This window comes from Janthinobacterium psychrotolerans, assembly GCF_001677885.1.
Classification (GTDB): Bacteria; Pseudomonadota; Gammaproteobacteria; order Burkholderiales; family Burkholderiaceae_D; genus Janthinobacterium; species Janthinobacterium psychrotolerans.
This window is the reverse complement of the sequence record NZ_LOCQ01000037.1, coordinates 14723-40411: the sequence shown is the minus strand read 5'-3', so window position 1 is coordinate 40411 and position 25689 is coordinate 14723. Positions and strand designations below refer to the sequence as shown.

The following is a 25689-nucleotide window of genomic DNA, read 5'->3' as shown; positions in this document are numbered from 1 at the left end:
GTCACATGCCGGAAGTAAAACATCGGGTTCTTGTCTACAGTAGCGTCATTGCAGCACGGCGCAACGCCGTACGGCGAGACAGCACCGATTTTTCCGGCTATTTTGTGCAAACGAAATAGTTTTTGCCAGCTTACCCAGCTGGCTTTTTTTTGCCCGGCCGCCGGGCTGGCGCCGCCCGCTTCGTTCGCCGTTGAATTTCGCTACAATATGGCCTTCAGCGGGCTTGCCCCGCCCTGACCGCTACTGACTGGAACCACCATGCAAACCATCCCTCCCAGCGAATCGCTGATCGAATATCCGAGCGACTTTCCCATCAAGATCATGGGTCCGACGCATGTCGATTTCGCACCCACCATCACCGCGCTGGTGATCAGCCACGACCCGACCTTCCATGAAGGCCGCCTGGAAGTGCGCCCATCGGGCAAGGGCAATTACACCGGCCTGACCGTCACCGTGCGCGCCGTCAGCCGCGAACAGCTCGACGCGCTGTACAACGCGCTGTCGGCGCACCCGATGGTCAAGATCGTGATGTAGGCGCGGCGCATGCCGCGTGGCGTCGGGTAGCTGACACCACCACGGCAAACGCGGCGCTGGCGCCGGCCGTGACCCATACCATGGGCCGCGCGCTGCCGTCGGAAATCGCCGCCAGCAGCGCGCCGCAGACGGCCGTGATCAGTATCTGCACGAAAAAGAACAGGCCTGTGGCGCTGCCCGCCTGCGCGCCATACGGCTGCAGCACCGCCAGCTGGCAGGCGGGAATCGCCATGCCGACCGAGACCATCACCAGCAGCATCGGCGCCACCAGTGACGCCAGGTGCTGCGGCGCCAGGCTGCAGGCCACCAGCCGATTGCCAGCGCATAGCGCAGAAAGTAGGCCTCGTCCAGCAGGCGCCGGTACAGCGCCAGCACGTTTTGCTGCGGCGCCACCCTGGCTGGCCGGGTTTCCGGCACATACAGCAAGCTCAAACACAGCGACAGCAAGCCCAGCGCGCACAGCACGCCAAACACGGCGCGCCAGCCGAAGGCCGCATCAACCACGCTGCCGGCCAGCAGCACCGGGCGGCGCCCGTAGCGGTCGGCCAGCGGGCCGCACACCAGCATCGAGGCGGCCGACCCGGCCATGAAAACGCTCAGGGTCAGTTGCAATTGACCATCGCTGGCGTGCAGCGCATCGGCCATCGCCGGCAGCGACGGCAGGTACATATCGATGCTCAGGCGCGGCAAACAGACCAGCAACAGCAGGATGATGCTCCAGGCCCAGGGCGATGGCGGTGTTTTCATGTTGTTTCAAAAATAAAATGGTTCACCAGGGCTGGCGCACCAGAACGGTGAGAGTAGAATTGTTGTGGTGTAATGCGGTTGCCGTTTACACAAAAAATCATTGGACCACTTGGACAGTTACCTATGCCGCGAGGAAAATTACCATTAGCCCTGGACTTGCCGCGCCCCACCAGCTGGCTGGACCAGCCCGGCGTCAGCAAGCAGGACGGCGCCTATGAAGCGCTGCGCGCGGCCATTCTGGGCAAGGTCTTGCCTGCCGGCAGTCGCCTGCCGTCGAGCCGCGCCCTGGCGGCGCGCTGGGAATTGTCGCGTGGCACCATTGAAACCGTGTTCGACCGCCTGCATGCGGAAGCCTATGTGACGCGCGTGCCCGGGTCCGGCACGCGTGTGTGCGCGGTGGTGCCGGAACGTTTTCTGATGGCCGGTTTTGACTTGCCGGCACAGTCGGCCCCCGATGTGGGCAGCGCCCTGCCCCAGCCGGCGCCAGACACGGGCGTGCGCGACGGCCTGCCCTTCGTGGCGCGGCGCGCCGACGCGGCCCTGTTCCCGAGCGCCTCGTGGTCGCGCTGCGCGGCCAGGGCGCTGGCCGCCGCCACGCCGGCCCAGCTGTGCAGCGCCGACCCGGCCGGCGCGCCCGAATTGCGCCGGCAGATCGCCGACTACCTGGCCAAGTACCGCGGCATCCGCTGCGACCCGCAGGATATTGTCATTACCACCGGCATTCGCCATGCGCTCGACCTGGTCGCGCGTGCCACCGTGCGCGCGGGCGACAAGGTCTGCCTGGAAGACCCCGGCTATCCGGCCGCGCGCACCCTGTTCACGCTGGCTGGCGCCGTGCCGGTCGATATCGCGGTCGACGCCGAAGGCATCGATTGCGCCGCGCTGCAGGCGCATGCCGACGCCAGCCTGGTATATGTCACGCCGGCGCACCAGTCGCCGCTGGGCGTGACCATGTCCGTCACGCGCCGCCTGGCTCTGCTCGACTGGGCCAGCGAGAGCGGCGCCTGGGTGGTGGAAGACGATTACGACAGCGAATTCAACTATCAAAGCGCACCGCTGGCGGCCCTGAAATCGCTGGACCAGTACCAGCGCGTGATTTACTGCGGCAGCTTCAACAAGACCCTGTTCGCCGGCCTGCGCCTCGGTTTCATGGTGCTGCCGCCCGGCTTGCGGCCTTTGCTGCTGCGCACCTTGCAGGTGACGGGCCGTTCGGTCGGCATCACGGACCAGCTGGCGCTGGCCGCCTGGATGGAAGACAGCGCCTTCGTGCGCCATCTGCGCCAGGCGCGCCTGGCCTACAAGGAGCGGCGCGACCTGCTGCTGGCCTGCCTGGAGCGGATCGCGCCCGGCCGCTACAGCATTTCCGGCCAGCATGCTGGTTTTCACTGTGTGCTGTGGCTGCCGCCGGGCAGCGACGAAGCGGCCTTTTGCGCGCGCGCCGCGCAGGCCGGCCTGGCGCTGCAGGGCCTGGGCGAATTTTGCCAGCAGGCGCAATTGCCGCCGGCCGTGCTGGTCGGCTACACGGCCCTGAGCGGCGCGCAGATCCGCCTGGCGGCGCCGCAACTGGCGCAGTTGTTGTTGCAGATCTGAGCCATGGCCTGCCCTGGCCCGGCGGTGGCGGTATAATCACGGCTTCGCCGCAGCGTCCAGCGCGCGCCGGCAGCCGATTACAGAATCTGTCATGACCACCACCCGAACCGAAGCGGCCCTGATCCGCGAGCTGGGCCGCGTCGATTACGAGCCGACCTTTGCCGCCATGCGCGCCTTTACCGATGCGCGCACGACCGACACGCGCGACGAACTGTGGATCGTCGAACATCCGCCCGTATTCACGCTGGGCCTGGCGGCCGACCGTGGCCATCTGCTGGCCGGCGCCGAGGCGATTCCGGTCGTACAAACCGACCGCGGCGGCGAAGTGACCTTTCATGGCCCCGGCCAGGTGGTGATTTACCTGCTGATGGACCTGCGCCGCAACAAGCCCGGCGGCAAGCTCTATGCGCGCCAGTTCGTGCATAAAATCGAGCAGGCCATCATCAATGTGCTGGCGGCGTATAATCTTGCCGGCGAGCGCATCGATGGCGCGCCCGGCATTTATATCGCCGGCGGGCCCGACAAAGGCGCCAAGATCGCCGCGCTGGGCTTGAAAGTGCGTGGCAACGGCTGCACTTACCATGGCGTGTCGCTCAATGTGGCGATGGACCTGGCGCCGTTTTCCTGGATTAACCCGTGCGGCTATTCCGGCCTGAAAACGGTCGACATGCGCAGCATGGGCGTGGATGCCCCGCTGGCTGACGTGCAGCACGCGCTGGCCCGTGAACTGACCGAATTACTCGATGTACAGCAGAGCGCCGCAGGCGCGCCTCAGGCAGCGGATGCCTGAGCTAACAAACCAACATGCCCGTCAAGGGCTCGCAGCCATGACTTCTGAGACCATTTCCAGCACCGCCCCCGTCGCCACCGCCGCACCGGCCTACAATCCGAGCGAAAAGCAAAAAGGCGCCAGCAAGACAGCGCGCATCCCGATCAAGATCGTGCCGATCGAGCAGATCGAGCGCCTGAAAAAGCCGGACTGGATCCGCGTCAAGGCGGCGTCTGCCTCGACCCGCTTCTACGAAATCAAGGACATCCTGCGCGAAAACAAGCTGGTGACTGTGTGCGAGGAAGCGAGCTGCCCGAATATCGGCGAATGCTTCGGCAAGGGTACCGCCACCTTCATGATCATGGGCGACAAGTGCACGCGCCGCTGCCCGTTCTGCGACGTCGGCCACGGCCGCCCGGATCCGCTGGACAAGGAAGAGCCGGCCAACCTGTCGAAAACCATCGCCAAGCTGCGCCTGAATTACGTCGTGATCACCTCGGTCGACCGCGACGACCTGCGCGACGGCGGCGCCGGCCATTTCGTCGAGTGCATCCAGCAAACGCGCGCCCTGTCGCCGAACACCCGCATCGAAGTGCTGGTGCCCGACTTCCGCGGCCGCCTGGAAAAAGCCCTGAACCTGTTCAAGGATGGCTTGCCTGACGTCATGAACCACAATCTGGAAACCGCGCCGCGCCTGTACAAGGAAGCGCGCCCCGGCTCCGACTACATGCACTCGCTGAAACTGCTGAAGGACTTCAAGGCCATGTACCCGGATGTCAAGACCAAGTCCGGCATCATGGTCGGCCTGGGCGAAACGGACGAGGAAATCCTGCAAGTGATGCGCGACATGCGCGAGCACGACATCGACATGCTGACCATCGGCCAATACCTGGCGCCATCGAACAGCCATCTGCCGGTGCGCCGCTACGTGCACCCGGACGTGTTCAAGATGTTCGAAGAAGAAGCCTACAAGATGGGCTTCACCCACGCCGCCATCGGCGCCATGGTGCGCAGCTCGTATCACGCGGATGAGCAGGCGCATATGGCTGGGGTGGAGTCGGCGCTGAACGTGTAAGCACCAGCAGTGATCAGATCGAGCCGTCCCGCGCAAGCCGGGCGGCTTTTTCTTTATGGAAATGTAAAGCAGCCGTATTGTCTGACGCACTATACTCGGCTTGCTCAAAGACTATGGAGTTATCATGGAAGTACGTATCGAAGCGTCCTGGAAACAGCGGCTGCACGCCGAATTCGAACAGCCCTGGTGGACCAGCCTGGTGGCGTTCGTGAAAGAAGAATATGCGGCCGGGCCGTGCTTTCCGCCCGGTAAGGCGATTTTTCGCGCGTTTGACCTGGCGCCGTTCGAGCAGGTCAAGGTGGTGATTTTGGGACAGGACCCGTATCACACGCCGGGCGCGGCCATGGGCCTGTGCTTTTCGATACCGGATGGCACGCGCGCCCAGCCCAGCTTGCAAAATATCTTCAAGGAACTGAAAAGCGATGTGGGCGTCGCGCGCACCAGCACCGATCTGAGCGACTGGGCCGAACAAGGCGTTTTCCTGCTCAACAGCGTTTTAACCGTGCGCTCCGGCGCGGCTGGCTCGCATGCGGGCAAGGGCTGGGAAAAGCTGACCGACAGCGCGATCCGCCATCTGTCGCAGGAGCGCGAGGGCGTGGTCTTCATTTTGTGGGGCGCCTATGCGATCGCCAAGCGCGCGCTGATCGACGAGGGCAAGCACCTGGTGCTGACGGCGCCGCATCCGTCACCACTGTCGGCGCACCGGGGTTTTTTCGGCAGCAAGCCATTCAGCCAGGCCAATGCCTATTTGCAGGAAAACGGCAAACAGCCGATCAATTGGGGTTGAATTTACGGCAACCGACAGCGGCAGGCGTTGCTCCCTGCCGCTGTCTTCGCACGTAACTCCTTAGAAGCTGGTCGACAGGCCAGCGTACAGACTGCGGCGTGCGCCATATTGCGGCGCACCGACGCCGACGCCGGAACCATCGCGCAGCAGATACGATTTGTCGAACAGGTTGATCAGCGCCAAACGGCCTTCCACCTTGCCCAACGGCGTGTTTTTCCAGGTGTGCGTCAGCGCCGTATTGACCGTGAAGTAATGCGGCAGGTGGCCGGAATTCGGTGCGCCGCCGTCCGGGGTCATGCGCAGGCCGCTGCCGTACAGGAAGTCAGCGCTTACTTGCGAATCGCCAAAATGATAGTGGCCGCCACCCGACATGGTGTAGGTCTGGTCGTGGTCGAGGAACACGTAGTTGTTCTTGATATACGCCACCTCATCGGCACCGAACAGCGACTGGCCGGAATTGATGTTGCGGCCCTGCGCCTTTTGCGTGCTGGCGTTGAGGAACATGCCCCAGTCCTTCTCGGCGTAGATGGCCGACAGTTCCAGACCCTTGGCATAGCCTTCGGCGTAGTTGAATGGCGTGAGGATCAGCGCCTGGCCGAACTGGCCTTCGTCGAGCAGGTTGGTGATTTTCTTGTAGTACACGTCGGCCGTCAGCGTCAGCTTGGAATTGACCTGGTGACTGATGCCGACATCGTAATAGTGGGTGCGCTCGGCCTTGACGTTGTCCGAGGTGGCGATTGCCGGTGCGTTGGTGGTGTTCGCATACAGGTCGATGCTGCCCTGCGCCGCCAGTTCCTGCGGTGGCGGCGTGAAGTAGCGCGAGTAGCCGGCGTGCACGGCCGTGCCGGGCGCGACCTGGTAGGCCAGGTTCAGGCGCGGACTCCATTGCTGTTCTTCCGTAAAGGCCGAGACCTTGTCGAAACGCACGCCATAGTTCAGGGTCAAGGGCTTGCTGATATGCCATTCGTCTTGCAGGTAGAAGCTGGCCAGGGTGCCGGTCTTGCCGCTGTTGTCGACGATGGTAATCGGCGTGGTGTCGCTCTGGCCGTTGGCGTCCGCCGGGAACACGCCGACGGTATTGTCGCTGCTGGTTTTCTGGCGCGTGTAGGCCAGGCCTGCGCGTACGGTGTGATCCTGGTGCACTTTGTAGCTGGCGTCGAACTGCGCGCCCGAGGCGCTGTTCGAGCGGCGCGAGTCGGAGGCCACGCCGTTGTAGATCAGGTCGCCGATCGAATCGGGCGTGAAATGCAGCTGCGAATACTGGTGGAAGGCGGAGACCTGGTAGTTGAGGTCGCCCAGGCTTTTTTGCAGTGACAGCACCAGGAAGCGGTTTACTTCGCGCTGGTTTTCATCGAGCTGCGACGATGGCAAGGTGGACGTGCCGGCTTGCGCATCGCTGCGGCCGGCCAGGGTAAAGCCGGGCGCCTGGTCCGGGTTGTTCGGGATCTGGAAGCGGCCGTTGTAGGTGCCGAACATGGCGCCGAGGCGAGTATTGTCATCGAGGAAATACGACAGGTTGCCGAACGATTTGTTCTGGCGCGTCTTGTCGTGCAGCGCATTGCGCGTGTCCTGCGGGTTTTCCACGCCCAGCGAATTGCCCAGGTAGCTGCCGGACAAATAGTAATTGAACTTGCCGACGCTGCCGAACAATTCGGCGCTCGGCTCGATATGGTTGTGGCTGCCCACCAGGATGCCGATGCGCCCGCCCGGGGTCATGCCGCCCTCCTTGGTTTCGATATCGACGATGCCGGCCGTGCGCAGGCCGAACTGGGCCGGCAAGGCGCCGGTGATGAAATCGGTCTTGTCGATCAGGCGCGTGTCGATCGACTGGCCAAAGCCGCTGATGCTTTCCGGCAGTTGCACGCCGTTGATGCGGTATTGCACGTTCGCATGGTCATCGCGCACGTGCAGGGCGCCCGAGCCTTTCGAGTCCTGCGACACGCCCGGCAGGCGCAGCAGCACTTCATTGAACGGCGTGTTGTCGCCCTGGCCCAGCATGTCGACCATATGGCTGTCGATGCTGTAGATGGTGGTGCCCACTTTTGGCGACAGTTCGATGCGCGCGCTGCGCAGATGGGCCGAGGTGACTTCGACCGTCTGCATTTCTTGCGGCGCCGCCTCATCGGCATGGGCGGAAACGGCAAACAGGCTGGCGATGGCGAGCGACAGCGCGCTCAGGCGTGGAGTGTGTTGCATGGTGAACCTCAAAATAGTGTACGCCAGGCAGCATGGCGCGAGCCTCGTGGGCGCGGCGATGCAGCCTGAAAAAAGAAAAACAGCGTGGGAACTACAGCGAGGTCGACGGCGGGCCGCGCACGGGCGGCAACAGCAGGGCAATGACGGGCGCCGGCATGGCGGGCAGCACGGCCAGCAGGCGATATGGCAGCAATTGCGCCGGTGGCTCGGCGATTCCTGGCGGCACGGCAATGTCGGCTACCTTGTCGATGACGGTGGCACACAGCGTGCACTCTTCCGCGTCGAGGCTGGTCTTGTGCAGGTGCGACGCCGCCGTCGACAGCAGCAGCACCAGGGCCAGCGCACTGAACAGCGCAACGCACAGCTGCCACGGCGTGCGCGCGGGGGCGGACACCTTGTGGCGTGGCTGACGGGATGGCTGGCGGATCGACATGTGGCGCATGGTAGCAAGAAAACGCTATCGCTGTCAGCGCTTGTTGCAATTGATTTGCTTCAGTAGCGCACTTTACAACGTGGCGCGCAGCGCGCGCGGCGACAGGCCGTGATACTGGCGGAAGCGCGCCGCGAAGCGTGACGGCGAGGCATAGCCGCACAGGGCGGCGATTTCGCTGATCGGCAAGATGCCCGTTTGCAGCTCTTGCAGCGCCCGTCCCAGGCGCACGGCTTCCAGAATATCGCGGAAGTGGCGTTGTTCCAGGGCCAGCTGGCGGCGCAGGGTGGACGCGCCCAGGTGCAGCTGGCCCGCTACCCTGGCAACGCTCCAGTCGGCAGCCGGATCGAGCAGCATCACCTGCTGCACGCGCGCGGCCAGCGGATCGCGGCGGTCCATCAGCAACGGGCCGCAGTGACCGGCCAACGCCAGCGCCAGCAGCAAGCCTTCTACCTGATGGGCCTGCAAGGCGGCCGGCGCGCCGTCCGCCAGGCTGGCCATCACCTGATCCCAGGCCAGGGCCGCATGGACATCGAGCGGCACGCACAGGCTGGCGCCCGGCGCCGCGCGCAGCTGGCTGTCGACCAGGCTGCCATGACGGGTACGGAAACGGGCGATCAGGGCTGGTGAAAAACTGAGCACTTCGGCCAGGTAACCGTGTACTCCCGGCAGGTTGGCCACGCCCAGTTCCTGCCCTGCGGGCATCAGCACCACGTCATTCGCGCCGGCGCGCGCTTCGCGTTCACCCCAGCTCAGCAGCTTTTCACCCTGCCGCACGCGGCACAGCGCCGGCATGAACACGGGCACCCGGCGCAGGGTCTGTGCGCGGCGCGCCTCGACCGTACCGCGCGCGATGCGCAGTTCGCTCAAGGCGACCTGATCTGCCGCGCAGGCCTCATCAACGGCCATACAGTCCTGTCAGCTGCGCCTTGCCCAGCACATTGGCATTGAGCAGATAGCCGACCAGGGCGCCGCTGGCGTGCTGGTCGAGCGGCAATTTGTCCACCTTCAGGGCCCACACGGTGACCTGGTAGCGGTGCGGCTGGTCGCCCGCTGGCGGGCAGGCGCCGCCAAAGGCGCTGTCGCCAAAATCGTTGCGCGCCTGTACTGCGCCGGCCGGCAGGCTGGCAGCGGTGGCGCCGCCAGCCACGCTGTGGATAGTGGCTGGCAGGTTGAAGACGCTCCAGTGCCACCAGCCGCTGCCGGTGGGCGCATCAGGATCGTAGACGGTGATGGCGTAGCTTCGGGTGCCGGCAGGCGCGCCGCTCCATGACAGCTGTGGCGCAAGGTTGGCGCCGGTGCACCCAAAGCCGTGGAACACTTGCGATGCCGTCATCATCTTGCCTTCGGCCATATCGGTGCTGGCCAGCGTGAAAGCGGGTGCGGCATGCAGGCCCCCATGTAAAGCGAGGCCCAGGACGGCGGTCAGGAGGCGGATGGTCAACATGATTTTCCTTTTGATGAAGTATAGGGGAAAGTGTATGTTGAGCAACATCTAACGGTGATGCCATGGCGCTCGGCCATGATGCCGAAACGCTCGCGCAGCGCCAACAATCAGGGTTCGGCAAACGCCGCGTGGCGAGTTTGCTATGATCGACGTGTTTTCAGACCCTACAAGAACGACAGAAAGAGACCATGAGCCATCCTGAAATTACCCTGGACCTATTGAACCAGCGCGGCGTCGGCCGCCTGCCCGGCCACCTGGGCATTGTCATCACCTCCGTCGGCGACGGCCAGGTGACGGCCGAACTGCCGGTGCAGCCGCATTTGCTGGCGCCGAACGGCTATTTGCATGCCGGCAGCGTGGTGACCCTGGCGGACACGGCCTCTGGCTATGGCTGCATTGCCAACCTGCCCGAAGGGGCGAACAACTTCACCACCATCGAACTGAAATCGAACCACCTGGGCACGGCGCGCGACGGCACCATCGTCTGCACCGCCAGGGTCGAGCACAAGGGCCGCAACACGCAAGTGTGGGATGCCGTGGTCAAGAGCAAGGAAACCGGCAAGACGCTGGCGCTGTTTCGCTGCACGCAGATGATTCTGTATCCAAAGTAAGCTTACAGCCTCACCCAATTGCCTTTATATAAAATGGGGCCCGTCGGTCCGTTCGGATCGGGCGAGCCGCCGCGCGGCTCCAGGGTCACGGCCAAGAGGGCCACATCGTTGCCGATGGCGCGGCTGGACAAGGCCAGCGTCACGCTGCCCTTGTCGGCCAGCAAGCCCAGCGAACGCGGCTTGCCGCTTTTCGGCACGGCCCACAGTTCCAGTTCCTTGTCGGTCGGCACTGGCGCATTGCCCACCATGCGCACTTCCAGGGTGTCGTGGCGGCTGTCGGCCGTCAGCAGCAAGGCGGTCTGCGATTTCTCGTCCATCAAGGTCGCCACATGGCTGATCTGCGGCGTGCTCATCAATTGCGTGGACATCACGATCACCAGCAGCGCGGCAATTGCGCTCGAGGCCAGGCCCAGCGAACGCCAGAACGACAGCGAATCGCGCCACAAGCTCCTGCCGCCATGCTGCGCCTGCGTCAGGTACAGGCGCTGCTCGATCTGCTGCCAGATGCGTTTGGGCGGCGCCACCGGGGTGGCGAATTCTGCCATCGGTTCCAGGCGCTGGCGCCATTCGGCCGTGATATTGCGCAGGTCGGCGTCATTGTAGAGCCAGCCTTCGAAACGGCGCCGCGCGCCCCCTTTCAGGGTGCCCAGCACATATTCGGACGCCAGTTTCTGGCGCAGCGCATCGTTGCCGCGGATATTCATGGTGCCTCCCGTTTTGCCAGGCAGGTACGCAGCCGTTCCAGACTGCGCCGTATCCAGGTCTTGACGGTGCCGATCGGCAGCGACATCTGCTGCGCCACTTCGCTGTGCGACAGGTCATGGTAATACGCCAGCGCGACCACCTGGCGGTGCAGCCCTTCCAGGGCCGACATGCAAAATGCCAGCGCCTTGGCGTCGCCGCTCATCTGCAGCGACTCTATCGGCGTGGCCTGGGGGTCGCGTAGTGCGTTCATGACTACACTATCAAACTGTTCGGCATCGATTTCAACTGTGTCGTCGCTACGCCTGAGCACATCGAACGCCTTGTTGCGCACGATGGTGGCCATCCAGGTCATCGGCGCCGCCAGATGGCTTTGATACGTGGCGGCGTTGTTCCAGATGGCGACGAAACCCTCTTGCAGGGCCTCTTCTGCCAGCTCCTGCTTGTGCAATATACGCAGCGCGAAGCCAAACAGTTTCGATGATGTGGCGTGATAGAGGAGACGGAACGCCTTGGCGTCCTTGCTGCCGGCTGCGAGCAGCCAGGTTTTCAGTTGCTGCGGGTCGAGCGTCTGGGCGTCGAGGGACACGGCTGGCCTTCACAAAGTGAACGGGATTCACGAATGAGAAGGTTATATCAACCAGGCAATGATTTGCAACAACGTTATGTGTCGTGCGCGACGACTATCCTGCAATCGCCGATTCCAGCAGCTTGTGCAGCTCGGCAAATTCGGGCTTGCCCACATAGCGCTTGAGAATCTTGCCCTGCTTGTCGAGCACGAAGGTGGTTGGCGTCATCGCCACGTCGCCATAGGCCTTGGCCGCCTCCCCCGTCACGTCGAGCGCCACCTTGAATGGCAGCTGGCGCGTCTGGGCGAAGTTCAGCACGTAGTTGGCCGGATCATACTGCATCGCCACCGCCACAAACTCCAGGCCCTGCGCCTTGTATTTGTTGTAAGTGTCGACCATTTCCGGCATTTCGGCCACGCAGGTGGTGCACGAGGTGGCCCAGAAATTGACCATCACCACCTTGCCGCGCAGGCTGGCGGACGAGATTTTTTCGCCGTCGATGGCGTGGAAGGTCACATCCGGTGCGCTTTGCTTGTTGTTCAACGACAGGTAGGCGGCAGCGCCGAGGCCAGCGACCAGCACGGCGATCAGGACCGGTTTGCGCCAGGATTTGGAAGTCGATGTTGACATAGTTTTCACACCAGATAACGTAACGATGGGGCCATTATAGCCCCATCGTTGTGTTCACGCCCCAGGCCGGAAGGGCTATGGGGGTTTTACTGTCCCACGGGGTTGTTGACGCGCGCCGGTGCCGGATCGGGCTGCAATTGCTTCAGTTCCGCTTCCGAGATGTAGTCGAACAGTTTGACCACTTTCTGCACGCCGCCGACGCCGCGCGCCACGTCGGCCGCCACCGTGCCTTCGCGCTGGGTCACGCGGCCCATCAGGAAGACGGTGGCGTTTTCGGTCACCACCTTGAACGAGGCGGCCGAGATGGTTTTCATGTCGACCAGGCTGGCTTTGACCTTGGTGGTGATCAGCGCGTCGTTCGAGCGCGAGGTGTAGCTGGCCGGGCCGGCGATAATCAGCTCATTGGCCACCGATTCGACGCCCTCGATATTGCGCACTTCGCGCTCGACGGCGTTTTTCATCGCTTCATCGCGCACTTCGCCCGTCAGCAGCACGCGGCGGTTGAAACTGGTGACATTGACATGGCCGACGTCGCCCGTGATGGACGGCATGCGCGCCTCGCCCTTGACGGCGATCGCCTTGTCTTCGGTCTGGGCGCCCAGGGTACGGCGATCCGCCGCGGCCACGCCGCTCATCACCGCGCCACCGACCATCAGTTCGATGCAGCCGGTCAGCGAGGTGAGCATGGCGCCGCACAGCAGGGCGGTCGCCAATGGGCGTTGTACGCGTTTCCAGCCTGGGCCAGTACCGAATTCAGTCATTCACGTCTCCTCCGAATAGGGCGACGTCAATGCCGTCGCAAATGCAGTGTATGGTTGTCAGATGCACTTCCTGGATGCGCGCCGTGCGTTCGGCCGGCACGCAGATATGCACGTCGGCGTCCGTCAGCAGCTTGCCGATCGCGCCGCCGTCCTTGCCGGTCAGCGCCACCACGCGCATTTCGCGTTCCAGCGCCGCTTCCACCGCCGCCATCACGTTGCCGGAATTGCCCGACGTGGAAATGGCCAGCAGGATGTCGCCGGCCTGGCCGAAGGCCTGCACCTGCTTCGAGAAAATTTCGCGGTAGCTGTAGTCGTTGGCCACCGCCGTCATGATCGACGTGTCGGTGGTCAATGCCAGCGCCGGCAGCGGAAAGCGTTCGCGCTCGAAGCGGCCGACCAGTTCGGCGGCAAAATGCTGGCAGTCGGCGGCGGAACCGCCATTGCCGCAGGCCAGGATCTTGTTGCCGTTCGACAGCGCGGCAAACATCAGCTCGATCGCCTGGGCAATCGCGGGCGCCAGCACCGTAGCGGCCTGGATCTTGAGTTCGGCACTTTCGTGGAAGTGCGAGAGGATGCGTTGATTATTCATAGTCTGCCGATTATAGTGCAGGCGCGCGGCCGAGCGGACAAGCGCTGTTAAAAATGCTTACATATCGAGAACGTTCTTCAGCCATTCCATGCGGCCGCCATCGATGGCGACGGCGTCGAAGCGGCATGGCGGCGTGTGTTTTTGACTCAACAGCCAGGTTTGCGCGGCGCGCGTCATGCGCCGCTGCTTGGTGGGCGTGATGCTGGCCAGGGCGCCGCCGAAATCTTTGCTGGCGCGCTGGCGCACCTCGATGAAGACGATGCTCTTGCCGTCGCGCATGATCAAATCGAGCTCGCCGCCCTTGCACAGGAAATTGCGTTCCACCAGTTTGAGTCCCTGCAGCAGCAGGTAAGCCAGCGCATCGTCTTCCGCCAGCCGCCCCTGTTCGCGCTTGTCTGGCGGCGGCATGGCGCGCTGCTTTCTTTACTGCGCCGCCGGCAAGGCGGGAGCTTGCTCGGCGAGCGGCTTGGGCGGCCAGGTGCCGACCACGCCCTGCTGGTAGGTGGCGGCCTGCTCGGTGCGCTCGAAGCGCGTCTGCCCGTTGTCGTAGCCCACGGCCAGGCGGCCCGTCACGCCGTCGAGCGTGAATGGCGCCTCAGGGCGCAGCGCCACTTCGCGCGCCACGCGGAAGGCGTCGATGCCGAGCGCATACAGGCGTTCCATGTCGGCCGTCAGCCGGCCATCGATCGGTTGCGGCGGCTGCGGATAGACCATCACCTGCGGATGATCGCGCTGCACCTGCCATGGCAGGTCGAGCAGGCGCGCGCCGTCCAGCTCCGGGCCGCTGGCGCCGCGGCCGAGGCCGGGGTTCAGCGACGAGGTGCCATACAGCGGCACCTCGGGGCCGATCGCCACGCGCAGCTGGCGCGCCTGGTCGGCGTCCAGCGCGGCGAAGATCAGCGCCGGCGGATTGCTCGACAGGCGAGCGCGCAATTGCACCAGCTCGGCGTCACTGAGATAGCCATTGGTGGGCGTCAGGTCGACCTGGTCGGCGCTGCCGCCCTGGCGCAACCACTCCTGCTTGAAGGCGGTGCTGGTGCGGCGCTGCGAGGCCGAATTGGCCGACAAAATCAGGGCGTTGGCGCGCGGCTGTTCGCTGGCGGCCCAGGCGGCCACCTGGCGTGCTTCGGCTTCGATCGACAGACCCATCACCAGCAGTTTTGCCGGCAGGCGCGCTTCGCCGCGGTTGTCCGGGTGGTTCAGGGCGATGGTCGGTTTTTTCACCAGGTCGCTATTGGCGACCGCCGTGACGGCCGAGCGCGACAGGGGGCCGACCACGATATCCTGTTCCTGCTGCGCTTGTGCAAACTTGTTCAGTACATCGTCGCTGCCGTCGCCCGTATCGATCACGGCCACTTCAAAGCCGCTGCGGTCGCGTTCGTAGGCGGCCATGAAGCCGGCCCGCAGCAGGCTGGCGGCCGGACCCAGGGAAGCCGAGCGCAGCGGCAGCAGCAGGCCGATATGGTGAACCTTGCCGTCGGACGGCGCCGGCGCCGTGGCGGCCGGCATGTCCTGCGGCGTGCCGGTGGCCGGCTTGCCAGTGACGGGCGCCACGTTCGGCTTGCCGCCTTCGTCATACGAGGTGATGTCGGGCACGGCGACGGCAAACGTCACCGGCTCCGGCGCGGGCGGCTTGGGCAGTGGCGCCGGGATCGGTGCCGGCCTTGGCGGTGGCGGCAGCGCCCTTGTGTTAGATTCAATAGGCGCGCACAATTGCCCGGGCGCGTCGCAAGGCGTGCTGCAAGCGCTCAGCATGCCGGTCGCGGCACAAACAAGCAGTAACTTCACACTATTAGCAAGCATTCAACCTCCAAAATGACCGTACAAGAAATCAGTTCCATCGCCAGCCTGCCCATCATGACAGAGGCGGCGCACCAGGTCTATCCTATCGCAACATTGTATGTAGTGGCCACGCCCATCGGCAATGTCACCGATATCAGCCTGCGCGCCCTGCACTTGCTGAGCCTGGCTGACGCCGTTGCCTGTGAAGATACGCGCAACACGGCGCACCTGCTGACGCGTTTTGGCCTGAACAAGCCATTAATTGCCGCTCATCAACATAACGAGCGCGAAGTGGCGCAAACCCTGATCGCCCGCCTGCATGCCGGCGAGCGCATCGCGCTGGTCTCCGACGCCGGCACGCCGGCCGTGTCCGACCCCGGCGCGCGCATCGTCGATGCCGTGCGCGCGGCCGGCCTGCGCGTGCTGCCCCTGCCAGGCGCATCGGCGGCGATCACCGCCATTTCCGCCAGCGGCCTGCTCAACGACCAGTTCTACTTTGTCGGCTTCCTGCCCGCCAAGGCCAAGCAGCGCGAAAACATGCTGCACAGCCTGCGCGGCGTGACCGCCACCATGGTCTTCTATGAAGCGCCGCACCGTATTCTCGACTGCGCCACCGCCCTGGCCGAAGCGTTCGAGCCGACGCGCCAGGTGGTGTTCGCGCGCGAACTGACGAAATTATTCGAAGAAATCCACCGCTGCCCGCTGTCCGAGGCCGAAGCCTGGATCCGTCTTGACGCCCACCGCGAAAAAGGCGAATTCGTCATCCTGCTCGAAGGCGCCACCGAAGCCCGGGACGCCGAAGACGTGGAAGCCGAGCGCATCCTGGGCATCCTGCTGGCCGAATGCAGCGTCAAGCAGGCGGCCAACCTGACGGCGCAAATTACCGGGCGCAAGAAGAATGCCTTGTATGAGCGGGCGTTGCAGTTGAAGGGGCAGGAGTAAGCCCACCCAATCCGGGCATGATCGTACCCGAAATGGGTATGTTGTTATCCCGTCACCATTTGCATCCGCTATCCTTTTTGTCGAGCAGCATGACCAAGGGCGCCAGCAGCCCTGCCCCCGCATAGGCGGTGCGGCAATCGCCACGCTTGCCACTGGCAATATCGCGCGCCAGCTGGGTTTCCGTGCGCAGCGGCTTGTCCGGTATCTGTCCCACCGCCGTGCCGGCCTTGGCCGGGTCCTTTTCGCTGGCCACCTTGCGCGCGGTGCTCAAGGCCGCTGCCATATCGAACTTCGGCGCATCAGTAGTCAGCGGATCGGCTGGCGTGGGCGATGGCGCGACCGTGATGGCGTTTGGCACGGGGGCGGTCGCTGGCGCGGCGGCGGTCGCCCTGGGCGACGCCGCACGGACCGGCTTTTTCTCGCGCTTCGGCGCCACCCTGGCAATGGGCGGCGGCGGTGGCGGCAGCGGCTTGACGATGGGCCTGGGCGGGCGTATCCATACGGTGACCGACTCCACCTTCGGCCCGGCCTCGGGCAGCGGCGGCGGTTTGGCGTAACGCCAGCCATACAGCAAAGCCACATGCAGCAGCAAGACGCCAGCGCCGAGCACAACGTGGCGCCGGCGTGGCGAGCGCGGGTAATCATGAGACGAATAAGCAAAAGGTAATGCCGTCATGTTTTCGCATCCTGTGGGAGAAAACTGGCCCCCAGTGTCGCATACTTTTTTGGCATCAAAACGGCTGGGGCTGGCAGGGGCGTAAATAATTTACGGGAAGTTTGGGCTGACCCTTGACCGAATTGAATATGGTCTGTATTATCTTGGTCTTCGGAGTGTGGCGCAGCCCGGTAGCGCACCTGGTTTGGGACCAGGGGGTCCAAGGTTCGAATCCTTGTACTCCGACCAAATTTGTAGAAAAAAACCCAAGAGTTCATACTCTTGGGTTTTTTTTCGTCTGTACGATTCGTGCTTGCCGGTAGGTCGGGTAGGTCGGGTAGGTCGGGTTAGCGCGCAGCGCGTAACCCGACAATATTGTTGGCCATGACGTGACGTGACGTGACGTGACGTGACGTGACGTGACGTGACGTGACGTGACGTTACGCCGCCGCCCGCTTCGCCGCCAGCGCATTGCCCGCCCGGCTCGACCCCTTGCGGCCCAGCTGCTGCGAGATGAACTGGCCCGCGTCCACCACCAGGTCCAGGTCGATGCCGGTGGCAATGCCCAGGCCGTTCATCATGTACAGCACGTCTTCGGTGGCGACATTGCCGGTGGCGCCCTTGGCGTACGGGCAGCCGCCCAGGCCCGACACCGACGAGTGGTAAATCGCGATGCCCAGCTCCAGGCTGGCGTAGATATTGGCCAGCGCCTGGCCGTAGGTATCGTGGAAGTGGCCGGACAGGCCGTCCACATGGAACGCCTCGATGGCGCGCGCCATCACCGCCTGGGTTTTTCTCGGCGTGGCCACGCCGATGGTGTCGGCGATATCGATCTCGTCGCAGCCCAGGTCGCGCATGCGCCCCACCACGTCGGCGACGGCATCGAGCGGCACCTCGCCCTGGTAGGGGCAGCCGAAGGCGCAGCTGATGCTGCCGCGCAGGCGCAGGCCGTTGTCTTTCGCGGCCTTGGCCACGCCTTCGAAACGGGCGATCGATTCGGCGATCGAACAGTTGATGTTCTTTTGCGAGAACGCCTCCGAGGCCGAGCCGAAGATCACCACCTCATCGGCTTTGGCGGCCAAGGCCGCCTCGAAGCCCTGCATATTGGGCGTGAGCGCGGAGTAAATCGTGCCAGGGCGGCGCGCGATGGCGGCCATCACTTCCGTGCTGGTGGCCATTTGCGGCACCCATTTGGGCGACACGAACGACGCCGCCTCGATATTCGCAAAGCCCGCCTGCGTCAGCCGGTCGACCAGTTCGGTCTTGATGGCGGCGCTGATGGTTTCCTTTTCATTTTGCAGGCCGTCGCGCGGCCCCACTTCGACGATCTTGACCTGTTTCGGCAAATGCGGCTGGATGCTCATTTCAATATCCTTGCAAACGGTTGACGGTGCCGGCGACAAGCTCGCCTGCCTGCAGGCGGCGCATCTTGGCGGCGATCTGCGCCACGCTTTCGCGGCGCAAGGTGGTGGCGGAGACATGGGGCGTGATGGTGATGCGCGGCTCCTGCCAGAACGGATGCTGCTGCGGCAGCGGTTCGTTGCGAAACACGTCCAGGGTGGCGCCGGCGATATGGCCCGCGCGTATCAGGGCCAGCAGGTCCGGTTCGGCCAGGTGCGCACCGCGCGCCACGTTGATCACATAGGCGCCCGGCAGCAGCATCGCCAGCCGCGCGCGGTCGAGCAGGTTGTGCGTCTCTGGCGTCAGCGGCAGCAGGCAGACCAGCACGCGCGTGCCGCGCAAGAATGCTTCCAGTGCGTCTTCGCCCGCAAAGCAGTCGACGCCATCGAGCTGCTTGTCGCTGCGGCTCCAGCCGCGCAGCGGAAACTCGAACTGCGCCAGCGCCTCCAGCACGCGCTTGCCCAGCACCCCCAGGCCCAGTACGCCGACCGGAAAGTCGCGCTTGTCGAACGCCGGCAGCGGCTGCCAGATGCCGGCGCGCGCCTGCGCTGCGTAATCGTCGAAGCGGCGGAAGTGGCGCAGCACGGCGTGGCTCACGTATTCGGCCATCTGCACGCCCATGCCGGCGTCGTCCAGGCGCACCAGCGGCACATGGGCCGGCAGCGCGTCGCCGAATTTGAGCAGGGCGTCGACGCCGGCGCCGGTGTTGAAAATGGCTTTCACCTTGCCCAGCTGGTCCAGCATGGCGGCCGGCGGCTGCCACACGACCGCGTAGTCGCAGTCGGGCGTGGCGACGCCTTCGCGCCAGGCAGTGATCTCGGCCTCGGGCAGCAGCGCGGCGAAGTCGCTGATCCAGTCCGCCTCCCTGCCGTCCGAGCGTTGCAGCAATATGCGCATGATGGCTCCTAGGCCGCCGCCTTGAAGGCCAGCAGCGGCGCGCCATCGGCCACCTGGTCGCCGACCGCATACAGCACGTCTTCGACCAGGCCGTCGTGCGGCGCGGCGATGGTGTGCTCCATCTTCATCGCCTCCATGATTACCAAAGGCTCGCCCTTCTTCACATCCTGGCCTTTGCCCACCAGCACGGCCACCACCTTGCCCGGCATCGGCGCCGTCAGGCGCCCGCCCTCGGCTTCCGCTTCGCCGGCATGGGCCATCGGGTCGTTGTACTGCAGTGTGTAATGCGCGCCGCCCGTAAAGACGTGAAATTGCTCGCCGTCGCGGTGCACGGTGCCATGCACGGTCCGCTCGCCCAGTTTCACATGCAGTTCCTGGCCATCGCGTGCCGACAGGCGCAGGCGCTGGCCGTTGAACCGCCAGCCGTCCGGCTGATAGGCGATGCGTACCGCATACGCCCTGGCGTCAAGGCCCAGCACAAATTCGTCGGCAAACGACAGGCTGCGCCCCAGCGTGCTGTTCAAACGCCAGCCCAGCGCATCGCCCCACGGGCCGCTGCCCTGGCTGGCGGCAGCTTCCTGCGTCAGCAGCGCCACCGCCGCCAGGGCCAGTGCCGTGTCGGGCGCCGCCTGCCGGGCCGGGAACAGCGTGGCGTGATGGCGTTCGATCAGGCCCGTATCGAGGTCGGCGTTGCTGAACGCCGCGCCTTCGACCAGGCGTTTCAAAAAGGCGATATTGCTGGCCAGGCCGACGATCTGGTAGTCGGCCAGCGCCTGCGCCATGCGTGCCAGCGCCTCGCGGCGGTCCGCGCCCCAGACAATCAGCTTGGCGATCATCGGGTCGTAGAACGGCGAAATCGCGTCGCCCTCGCGCACGCCCGAGTCGATGCGCACGCCGGCCGGCAGCGGCGCGCCACCGAGCTCGAACGCGACCGCTGTTGGCGAGCGCAGATGGCGCAGGGTGCCGATCGACGGCAGGAAACCCTTCTCCGGATTTTCCGCGTAAATGCGCGCCTCGATGGCGTGGCCGTGGATGGTCAATTGGCCTTGCGTTTTCGGCAGCGGCTCGCCAAAGGCGACGCGCAGCTGCCACTCCACCAGGTCGGTGCCGGTGATCATTTCCGTCACCGGGTGCTCGACCTGCAGGCGCGTGTTCATCTCCATGAAGTAGAACGAACCGTCCTGGTTGGCGATGAATTCCACCGTGCCGGCGCCCACATAGCCAACCGCCTTGGCGGCGGCGACGGCCGCTTCGCCCATGGCCGCGCGGCGCTCAGGCGGCATGCCCGGCGCTGGCGCTTCTTCCAGCACCTTCTGATGGCGGCGCTGCACCGAGCAGTCGCGCTCGAACAGGTAGATGCAGTTACCCAGGGTGTCCGCAAACACCTGGATCTCGATATGGCGCGGGCGCGACAGGTATTTTTCGGCCAGCACCTTGTCGTCGCCGAAAGAGCTGATCGCTTCGCGCTTGCACGAGGCCAGCGCGGCCTTGAAATCAGTGGAGTTCTCGATCACGCGCATGCCCTTGCCGCCGCCGCCGGCCGAGGCCTTCAGCAGCACCGGGTAGCCGATCTGGTCGGCCTGCGCGTGCAAAAAGTCCGCATCCTGATCCTCGCCGTGGTAGCCCGGCACCAGCGGCACGTTGGCCTTTTCCATCAGCGACTTGGCCGCCGATTTCGAGCCCATGGCGCGCATGGCCGACGCCGGCGGGCCGATAAAGACCAGGCCAGCATTGGCGCAAGCGTCGGCAAAGTCGGCGTTTTCCGACAAAAAGCCGTAGCCCGGATGGATCGCCTGCGCGCCGGTGGCCAAGGCCACGGCGATGATCTTGTCGCCGCACAGATAGCTTTCCTTGGCCGGCGCCGGTCCAATCAATACAGCTTCGTCGCAGACGGCGACATGCTTGGCGTTGGCGTCCGCCTCGGAATACACGGCGACCGTGCGAATGCCCATGCGGCGCGCGGTAGCGGCCACACGGCAAGCGATTTCGCCACGGTTGGCGATCAGGATTTTAGTGAACATGGTCTCTCTCTATTCTCTCAAAGGGGCAGCTGTCTCTTGATGGACCTGGTCTGCTGGCTTGTCGGCTTACGCGCTGCGCGCCAAGCCGACCTACGCACGAAGGCGAGATTCGTAGGTCGGGTTAGCCGGCACGGCGTAACCCGACATGGCCGCTATCAGCAGCCGCACTTCTCTTTCTGCACCGAGTCGAGCATCGCGCCGCGCGTCTGCAAGCCGAGCTTGCCCAGCAAGACACGGTCGTCTTCCGCTTCCGGATTGTCGGTGGTAAGCAGCTTGTCGCCGTAGAAGATCGAATTGGCGCCGGCCAGGAAGCACATCGCTTGCACCGCTTCGCCCATCTGGCGGCGGCCGGCCGACAGGCGCACGCGCGCTTTCGGCATGGTGATGCGGGCCACGGCAATGGTGCGCACGAATTCGAACGGGTCCAGCGCTTCGATGCCATACAAGGGCGTGCCTTCCACCTGCACCAGGTGGTTGACGGGCACCGATTCCGGATACGGATTCAGGTTGGCCAGCTGGGCGATCAGGCCGGCGCGCTGCAAACGCGTCTCGCCCATGCCGACGATGCCGCCGCAGCACACTTTCAGGCCCGCTTCGCGCACGCGGCCCAGGGTGTCGAGGCGGTCCTGGTATTCGCGGGTCGAGATCACGTTGTCGTAGAACTCGGGCGCCGTGTCCAGGTTATGGTTGTAGAAATCGAGGCCGGCGTTTTTCAGGCGGTCGGCTTGTCCCTCTTCCAGCATGCCCAGGGTGGCGCAGGTTTCCAGGCCCAGCGCCTTCACTTTGCTGACCATCTCTTCGACTTTTTCCATGTCGCGCTCTTTCGGGCCGCGCCAGGCGGCGCCCATGCAGAAACGCGTGGCGCCGTTGGCCTTGGCCTGGCGCGCGGCGTCGAGCACAGTGTCGATATCGAGGATTTTTTTCGCTTCCACACCCGTGTCGTAGCGGGCCGCCTGCGGGCAGTAGCCGCAGTCTTCCTCGCAGCCGCCGGTCTTGATCGACAACAGGGTCGCCAGTTCCACGTCGCCGTCCGGGAAGTTGGCGCGGTGGGTTTGCTGGGCCTTGAACATCAGGTCGTTGAACGGCAGGTCGAACAGGGCCAGCACGTCGGCGACGGGCCAGGTGGCCGCTTCGGGCACGGTGATGCGTGCTGCCGGGCGGTGCAGTTCGACGGTCTTTGCTGCTTCTTGGATGAATGACATCGTGATTCCTTGGTTTTCAGTGACTTCAATTGTTGGGTTGCTGCAGCGGCCAGTTCGGCAGGCCGCCAAAATCGAGATACGACGCCGCCTCCGCGGCGCTCGGCTGCGCCATGCGCGGCACCTTGCCCAGCAGCGGCGCGGGGATGCGTTCGATCAGCGCATCGATATTTTCGTCGATAAAGCGCATTTCCACTTCGAGGGTATTGGCGACCCAGCCGATCACGGTGAGTCCGCGTGCTGCTATCGCTTCAAGCGTCAGCAAGGCCTGGTTGATGCAGCCCAGGCGCATGCCGACCACCAAAATCACCGGCAGGTCCAGCTGTTGCGCCAGGTCGGCCGTGTCAAACGTGGCGGACAGCGGCACGCGAAAGCCGCCTACGCCTTCCACCACCACCGCATCCGAGGCGGCCGCCACTTCCAGGTAGGCCGCCAAAATCGGCACCGGGTCGATGGTCACGCCTTCGAGCGCGGCGGCGATATGCGGCGCGGCAGGCTCCCTGAACATATAGGGCGTGGTGAGATTGGGCAGCAGTGTGACGTTGCCTGCGGCTTTCAGGCTGTCGGCGTCCTCGTTATGCAGTTCGCCATCGCGCAACTCGGCGCCGGCGGCCACCGGTTTCATGCCGCAGGCGCGCACGCCGCGCTGTACCAGCGCGTGCAGCAGCGCCGACGAGGTCAGGGTCTTGCCGATTTCCGTGTCGGTGCCGGTGACAAAGCAGGCAAAGCGCGACGGCAGTGCGGCTACCACCGGCACAGGCTCCACGGCCGGCTCCACTTCGTTGACGTCGGCCGTGCCCACGACCACAGGATCATTCAAGCTCATGGCGCGTCCTTTCCAGGTGATTGACTGCGTTGATCAATTGTTCGACCTCTTGCACGGTGTGGCCGGCCGACAGCGTCACGCGCAGGCGCGCGGTGCCCACCGGCACGGTCGGTGGGCGGATCGCGCCGACCCACAGGCCCTGCTGGTACAGGCAGGCCGCGATGTCCATCATGGCGGCGTTCTCGCCGATGATCACCGGCTGGATCGCGGTGGTCGACGCCAGCGGCTGCCAGTGCCGCAGCTGCAGGCCGGCGTTCCATTGTGCCACCAGCGCCTGCAAATGCGCGCGGCGCTGCCGGCCTTCGTCGCCGGCGATGATGTCCAGGCTGGCCAGCAGCGCATGGGCCATCGCCGGCGGCGCGGCGGTGGTAAAGATATATGGCCGCGCCTTCTGGATCAGTGTTTCGATCACGGCGTCGTGCGCGCAAACAAAGGCGCCGCCGACGCCGGCCGACTTGCCCAGGGTACCCACATATACCAGGTTGGGTGAATGCAGGCCGAAATGTTCGAGCGCGCCGCGGCCGTTGTCACCCAGGGCGCCAAAGCCGTGCGCATCGTCGACCACCAGCCAGGCGCCGTGTTGTTCGCACAGGGCCAGCAATTCGGGCAGCGGCGCCATATCGCCATCCATGCTGAAGACGCTGTCGGTGACGACGATTTTTGTCGCCGCACGGCTGGCCGCCAGCAGTGCCGCCAGCGCATCAAGATCGGCGTGCGGATAGACGCGCGTGGTGACGCGCGCCAGGCGGGTGCCGTCGATCAGCGAGGCGTGATTGAGCGCCTCCGAAAAAATCTCGGTGTCCCTGTCGCCCACCGCCAGGCCGGTCAGCACGGCCAGGTTGGCCATATAGCCGGTGCAAAAATACAGCGCGCGCGCCGACTCCAGATTCACGCCGACGAAGGCGGCCAGCCGTTCTTCCAGCAGCGCATGGGCGCGGCTGTGGCCACTGATCAGGTGCGAAGCGCCGCTGCCGGCGCCATACAGGCCGGCGCCTTCCTTGAGCGCCGCGACGATGTGCGGATGCGAGGCCAGGCCCAGGTAGTCATTGCTGCAAAAGGCCAGCATTGTGCGGCCATCGACCGTGATGCGCGGCGCGCACGGTGTATCGACCGTGCGGCGCCGGCGTATCAGGCTGCGCTCTTCCAGTGTCTGCAACTGCTGTTGCAAGCGTGTGATCAGTTCCATCTCAAGTCCCCATTACCTGGTTGAACACGGCCAGCATCTGCTTGCCCAGGCCGTCGATCTGCTCGTCGTCGAGGATATATGGCGGCATCAGGTAGACGGTGGAGCCGATGGGGCGCATCAGGAGTTCATGCTCGAGCGCCGTGCTGAAAAAGCGGCGCGAAAAATCGGGCGCCGCGTCGACCGCGTCAAACGCCCAGATCATGCCCTGCTGCCTGAAGTGCTTTACTTTTGCATGCTGCGCCAGCGGCATGAGTGCCTGCGTGATCTTCGCGGCACGCACGCGGTTGGCGGCCAGCACCTCGTCTTCTTCAAAAATGGCCAGCGTTGCCAGCGCGGCGCGGCAGGCCAGCGGGTTGCCTGTGTACGAATGCGAATGCAGAAAGCCGCGGCGCACGTCGGTGCTGTAGAAGGCCTGGTAGATCTCTTCGCGCGTCATCACCAGGGAGAGCGGCAGGTAGCCGCCGCTGATGCCTTTCGACAGGCACACGAAGTCGGGCCACACGCCGGCCTGCTCGCAGGCGAAAAAGGTGCCGGTACGCCCGCAGCCGACCGCGATTTCATCGAGTATCAAATGGACTTGATAGCGGTCGCACAGGGCGCGCACCAAGGATAGATATAGCGGATCGTGCATGGCCATGCCGGTCGCGCACTGCACCAGAGGCTCGATGATGATGGCGGCGATCTTGTCGGCTTTTTGCTGGAACAGCAGCTCGACTTCGGCCGCCGCGCGGCGCGCAATGTCCTGCGCCGTTTCGCCCTCGCCAGCCTGGCGGAAGTCCGGCGACATCACCGTCTGCGTGGCGCGCAGCAGAGGGCCGTAGGCGTCCTTGAACAGTGCCACGTCGGTCACGGCCAGCGCGCCGATGGTCTCGCCGTGGTAGCTGCCCTTCAAACAGACGAATTCCTGTTTTTCACTTTTGCCGCTGTTGCGCCAGGCATGAAAACTCATTTTCAGGGCGATTTCCACCGCCGAGGCGCCATCGGACGCATAGAAGCTGTGACCGAGCACGCCGCCGGTCAGGGCCGACAGTTGCTCCGACAGCTCGATCACCGGTTCGTGCGTAAAGCCGGCCAGCATGGCGTGCTCCAGCCGGTCCAGCTGATCCTTCAGTGCCGCATTGATGCGCGGGTTGGCATGGCCGAACAGGTTCACCCACCAGGAACTGATGGCGTCCAGGTAGCGCCGGCCGTCGTGGTCGTACAGCCAGGCGCCGCGGCCATGGCTGACCGGGATGAGAGGCACACTTTCATGATGCTGCATCTGCGTGCACGGATGCCACACGCTGCGCAGGCTGCGTTCCACCCATGCCGATTGTTTTTCTGATTTCAAAACTGCTCCATTG

28 protein-coding genes and 1 tRNA gene are annotated in these 25689 nt (G+C 64.5%); 8 read left to right on the top strand and 21 right to left on the bottom strand.

The genetic code is table 11. From position 1 onward, the window contains the following. Positions 1 to 258 precede the first annotated feature (258 nt). The gene (locus ASR47_RS02620) at positions 259 to 534 is read left to right on the top strand and encodes a DUF493 family protein (RefSeq protein ID WP_065306217.1); all 276 of its coding nucleotides are present in this window, start codon (positions 259 to 261) and stop codon (positions 532 to 534) included. On the opposite strand, the gene ASR47_RS28415 is transcribed toward ASR47_RS02620, so the two are convergent. Together ASR47_RS28415 and ASR47_RS02610 are read right to left on the bottom strand one after the other, a co-directional pair. Next, positions 518 to 802, bottom strand: coding sequence for a hypothetical protein (locus tag ASR47_RS28415; RefSeq protein WP_483790117.1), 285 nt, complete (start codon positions 800 to 802; stop codon positions 518 to 520). The genes ASR47_RS02620 and ASR47_RS28415 overlap by 17 nt on opposite strands. Beyond that, positions 781 to 1281 carry an MFS transporter gene (locus ASR47_RS02610; protein ID WP_065306215.1) on the bottom strand — a complete coding sequence of 167 codons (501 nt, stop codon included), beginning with the start codon at positions 1279 to 1281 and terminating at the stop codon, positions 781 to 783. Before ASR47_RS02610 ends, ASR47_RS28415 begins: the two co-directional genes overlap by 22 nt. 123 nt (positions 1282 to 1404) lie before the next feature. On the opposite strand from ASR47_RS02610, the gene pdxR reads away from it, so the two are divergent. The 4 genes from pdxR to ung all read left to right on the top strand — a co-directional run bounded on the left by pdxR (position 1405) and on the right by ung (position 5502). After that, positions 1405 to 2871, top strand: a complete 1467-nt coding sequence (pdxR, locus tag ASR47_RS02605) for a MocR-like pyridoxine biosynthesis transcription factor PdxR (protein ID WP_065306214.1) — start codon at positions 1405 to 1407, stop codon at positions 2869 to 2871. Between the two features lie 91 nt (positions 2872 to 2962). Then, on the top strand, positions 2963 to 3661 hold the full coding sequence (gene lipB / locus ASR47_RS02600) for a lipoyl(octanoyl) transferase LipB (protein WP_065306213.1): 699 nt from the start codon (positions 2963 to 2965) through the stop codon (positions 3659 to 3661). A 37-nt stretch (positions 3662 to 3698) separates the two neighbouring features. After that, positions 3699 to 4715 carry a lipoyl synthase gene (gene lipA / locus ASR47_RS02595; protein WP_065306212.1) on the top strand — a complete coding sequence of 339 codons (1017 nt, stop codon included), beginning with the start codon at positions 3699 to 3701 and terminating at the stop codon, positions 4713 to 4715. A 124-nt stretch (positions 4716 to 4839) separates the two neighbouring features. Continuing rightward, positions 4840 to 5502: a uracil-DNA glycosylase gene (gene ung / locus ASR47_RS02590; protein ID WP_065306211.1), complete on the top strand. Its 663-nt coding sequence runs from the start codon at positions 4840 to 4842 to the stop codon at positions 5500 to 5502. 60 nt (positions 5503 to 5562) lie between these two features. Here the strand turns inward: ung and ASR47_RS02585 are convergent, their stop codons facing one another. The 4 genes from ASR47_RS02585 to ASR47_RS02570 form a co-directional block, all read right to left on the bottom strand. Next, positions 5563 to 7698 (bottom strand): TonB-dependent receptor, encoded by a 2136-nt coding sequence (locus ASR47_RS02585; protein ID WP_065306210.1) that lies wholly within the window; start codon positions 7696 to 7698, stop codon positions 5563 to 5565. Between the two features lie 91 nt (positions 7699 to 7789). Next, positions 7790 to 8131, bottom strand: a complete 342-nt coding sequence (locus ASR47_RS02580) for a hypothetical protein (RefSeq protein WP_065306209.1) — start codon at positions 8129 to 8131, stop codon at positions 7790 to 7792. Positions 8132 to 8203: 72 nt separating this feature from the next. Further along, entirely contained in the window at positions 8204 to 9037 is an 834-nt protein-coding gene (locus tag ASR47_RS02575) for a helix-turn-helix transcriptional regulator (protein WP_217270520.1), read from the bottom strand. Beyond that, a complete protein-coding gene (locus ASR47_RS02570; protein WP_065306208.1) occupies positions 9027 to 9575 on the bottom strand; it encodes a YbhB/YbcL family Raf kinase inhibitor-like protein in 549 nt (182 codons plus the stop codon). The genes ASR47_RS02575 and ASR47_RS02570 overlap by 11 nt, the downstream gene beginning before the upstream one ends. Positions 9576 to 9763: 188 nt before the next feature. On the opposite strand from ASR47_RS02570, the gene ASR47_RS02565 reads away from it, so the two are divergent. Beyond that, positions 9764 to 10186 (top strand): PaaI family thioesterase, encoded by a 423-nt coding sequence (locus ASR47_RS02565; RefSeq protein ID WP_065306207.1) that lies wholly within the window; start codon positions 9764 to 9766, stop codon positions 10184 to 10186. A gap of 2 nt (positions 10187 to 10188) precedes the next feature. Here the strand turns inward: ASR47_RS02565 and ASR47_RS02560 are convergent, their stop codons facing one another. The 7 genes from ASR47_RS02560 to ASR47_RS02530 form a co-directional block, all read right to left on the bottom strand. Then, entirely contained in the window at positions 10189 to 10890 is a 702-nt protein-coding gene (locus ASR47_RS02560; protein ID WP_065306206.1) for an anti-sigma factor, read from the bottom strand. Continuing rightward, a complete protein-coding gene (locus tag ASR47_RS02555; protein ID WP_065306205.1) occupies positions 10887 to 11477 on the bottom strand; it encodes a sigma-70 family RNA polymerase sigma factor in 591 nt (196 codons plus the stop codon). The genes ASR47_RS02560 and ASR47_RS02555 overlap by 4 nt, the downstream gene beginning before the upstream one ends. Before the next feature lie 94 nt (positions 11478 to 11571). Next, the gene (locus ASR47_RS02550) at positions 11572 to 12087 is read right to left on the bottom strand and encodes a peroxiredoxin family protein (protein ID WP_065306204.1); all 516 of its coding nucleotides are present in this window, start codon (positions 12085 to 12087) and stop codon (positions 11572 to 11574) included. An 86-nt stretch (positions 12088 to 12173) separates the two neighbouring features. Next, positions 12174 to 12848: a BON domain-containing protein gene (locus tag ASR47_RS02545; protein WP_065306203.1), complete on the bottom strand. Its 675-nt coding sequence runs from the start codon at positions 12846 to 12848 to the stop codon at positions 12174 to 12176. Continuing rightward, positions 12841 to 13437 (bottom strand): phosphoheptose isomerase, encoded by a 597-nt coding sequence (locus tag ASR47_RS02540; protein ID WP_065306202.1) that lies wholly within the window; start codon positions 13435 to 13437, stop codon positions 12841 to 12843. The genes ASR47_RS02545 and ASR47_RS02540 overlap by 8 nt, the downstream gene beginning before the upstream one ends. 57 nt (positions 13438 to 13494) lie before the next feature. After that, the gene (locus ASR47_RS02535) at positions 13495 to 13845 is read right to left on the bottom strand and encodes a YraN family protein (RefSeq protein ID WP_065306201.1); all 351 of its coding nucleotides are present in this window, start codon (positions 13843 to 13845) and stop codon (positions 13495 to 13497) included. Positions 13846 to 13860: 15 nt separating this feature from the next. Beyond that, positions 13861 to 15051, bottom strand: coding sequence for a penicillin-binding protein activator (locus ASR47_RS02530; protein WP_245714241.1), 1191 nt, complete (start codon positions 15049 to 15051; stop codon positions 13861 to 13863). 201 nt (positions 15052 to 15252) lie between these two features. Here ASR47_RS02530 and rsmI point away from each other — a divergent pair, with 201 nt between their 5' ends. Next, positions 15253 to 16161 carry a 16S rRNA (cytidine(1402)-2'-O)-methyltransferase gene (rsmI, locus tag ASR47_RS02525; protein WP_065306199.1) on the top strand — a complete coding sequence of 303 codons (909 nt, stop codon included), beginning with the start codon at positions 15253 to 15255 and terminating at the stop codon, positions 16159 to 16161. A gap of 52 nt (positions 16162 to 16213) precedes the next feature. On the opposite strand, the gene ASR47_RS26820 is transcribed toward rsmI, so the two are convergent. Further along, a complete protein-coding gene (locus ASR47_RS26820; protein WP_150127650.1) occupies positions 16214 to 16837 on the bottom strand; it encodes a hypothetical protein in 624 nt (207 codons plus the stop codon). A 151-nt stretch (positions 16838 to 16988) separates the two neighbouring features. Between ASR47_RS26820 and ASR47_RS02510 the strand changes: the two genes are divergently transcribed. After that, positions 16989 to 17065 (top strand) — tRNA-Pro (locus tag ASR47_RS02510). A gap of 191 nt (positions 17066 to 17256) precedes the next feature. Here ASR47_RS02510 and ASR47_RS02505 read toward each other — a convergent pair. The 7 genes from ASR47_RS02505 to bioA form a co-directional block, all read right to left on the bottom strand. Next, positions 17257 to 18180 (bottom strand): hydroxymethylglutaryl-CoA lyase, encoded by a 924-nt coding sequence (locus tag ASR47_RS02505; protein WP_065306196.1) that lies wholly within the window; start codon positions 18178 to 18180, stop codon positions 17257 to 17259. A 1-nt stretch (position 18181) separates the two neighbouring features. Next, positions 18182 to 19114, bottom strand: coding sequence for a 2-hydroxyacid dehydrogenase (locus tag ASR47_RS02500; protein ID WP_065306195.1), 933 nt, complete (start codon positions 19112 to 19114; stop codon positions 18182 to 18184). Between the two features lie 8 nt (positions 19115 to 19122). Then, positions 19123 to 21135 carry an acetyl/propionyl/methylcrotonyl-CoA carboxylase subunit alpha gene (locus tag ASR47_RS02495; protein WP_065306194.1) on the bottom strand — a complete coding sequence of 671 codons (2013 nt, stop codon included), beginning with the start codon at positions 21133 to 21135 and terminating at the stop codon, positions 19123 to 19125. A gap of 155 nt (positions 21136 to 21290) precedes the next feature. Continuing rightward, positions 21291 to 22337, bottom strand: a complete 1047-nt coding sequence (bioB, locus tag ASR47_RS02490) for a biotin synthase BioB (protein ID WP_065306193.1) — start codon at positions 22335 to 22337, stop codon at positions 21291 to 21293. 25 nt (positions 22338 to 22362) lie between these two features. Continuing rightward, positions 22363 to 23160, bottom strand: coding sequence for a dethiobiotin synthase (gene bioD / locus ASR47_RS02485; RefSeq protein WP_065306192.1), 798 nt, complete (start codon positions 23158 to 23160; stop codon positions 22363 to 22365). Beyond that, positions 23147 to 24346 carry an 8-amino-7-oxononanoate synthase gene (bioF, locus tag ASR47_RS02480; protein ID WP_065306191.1) on the bottom strand — a complete coding sequence of 400 codons (1200 nt, stop codon included), beginning with the start codon at positions 24344 to 24346 and terminating at the stop codon, positions 23147 to 23149. The genes bioD and bioF overlap by 14 nt, the downstream gene beginning before the upstream one ends. Before the next feature lies 1 nt (position 24347). After that, positions 24348 to 25676, bottom strand: coding sequence for an adenosylmethionine--8-amino-7-oxononanoate transaminase (gene bioA / locus ASR47_RS02475; RefSeq protein WP_065306190.1), 1329 nt, complete (start codon positions 25674 to 25676; stop codon positions 24348 to 24350). Positions 25677 to 25689: the final 13 nt, after the last annotated feature.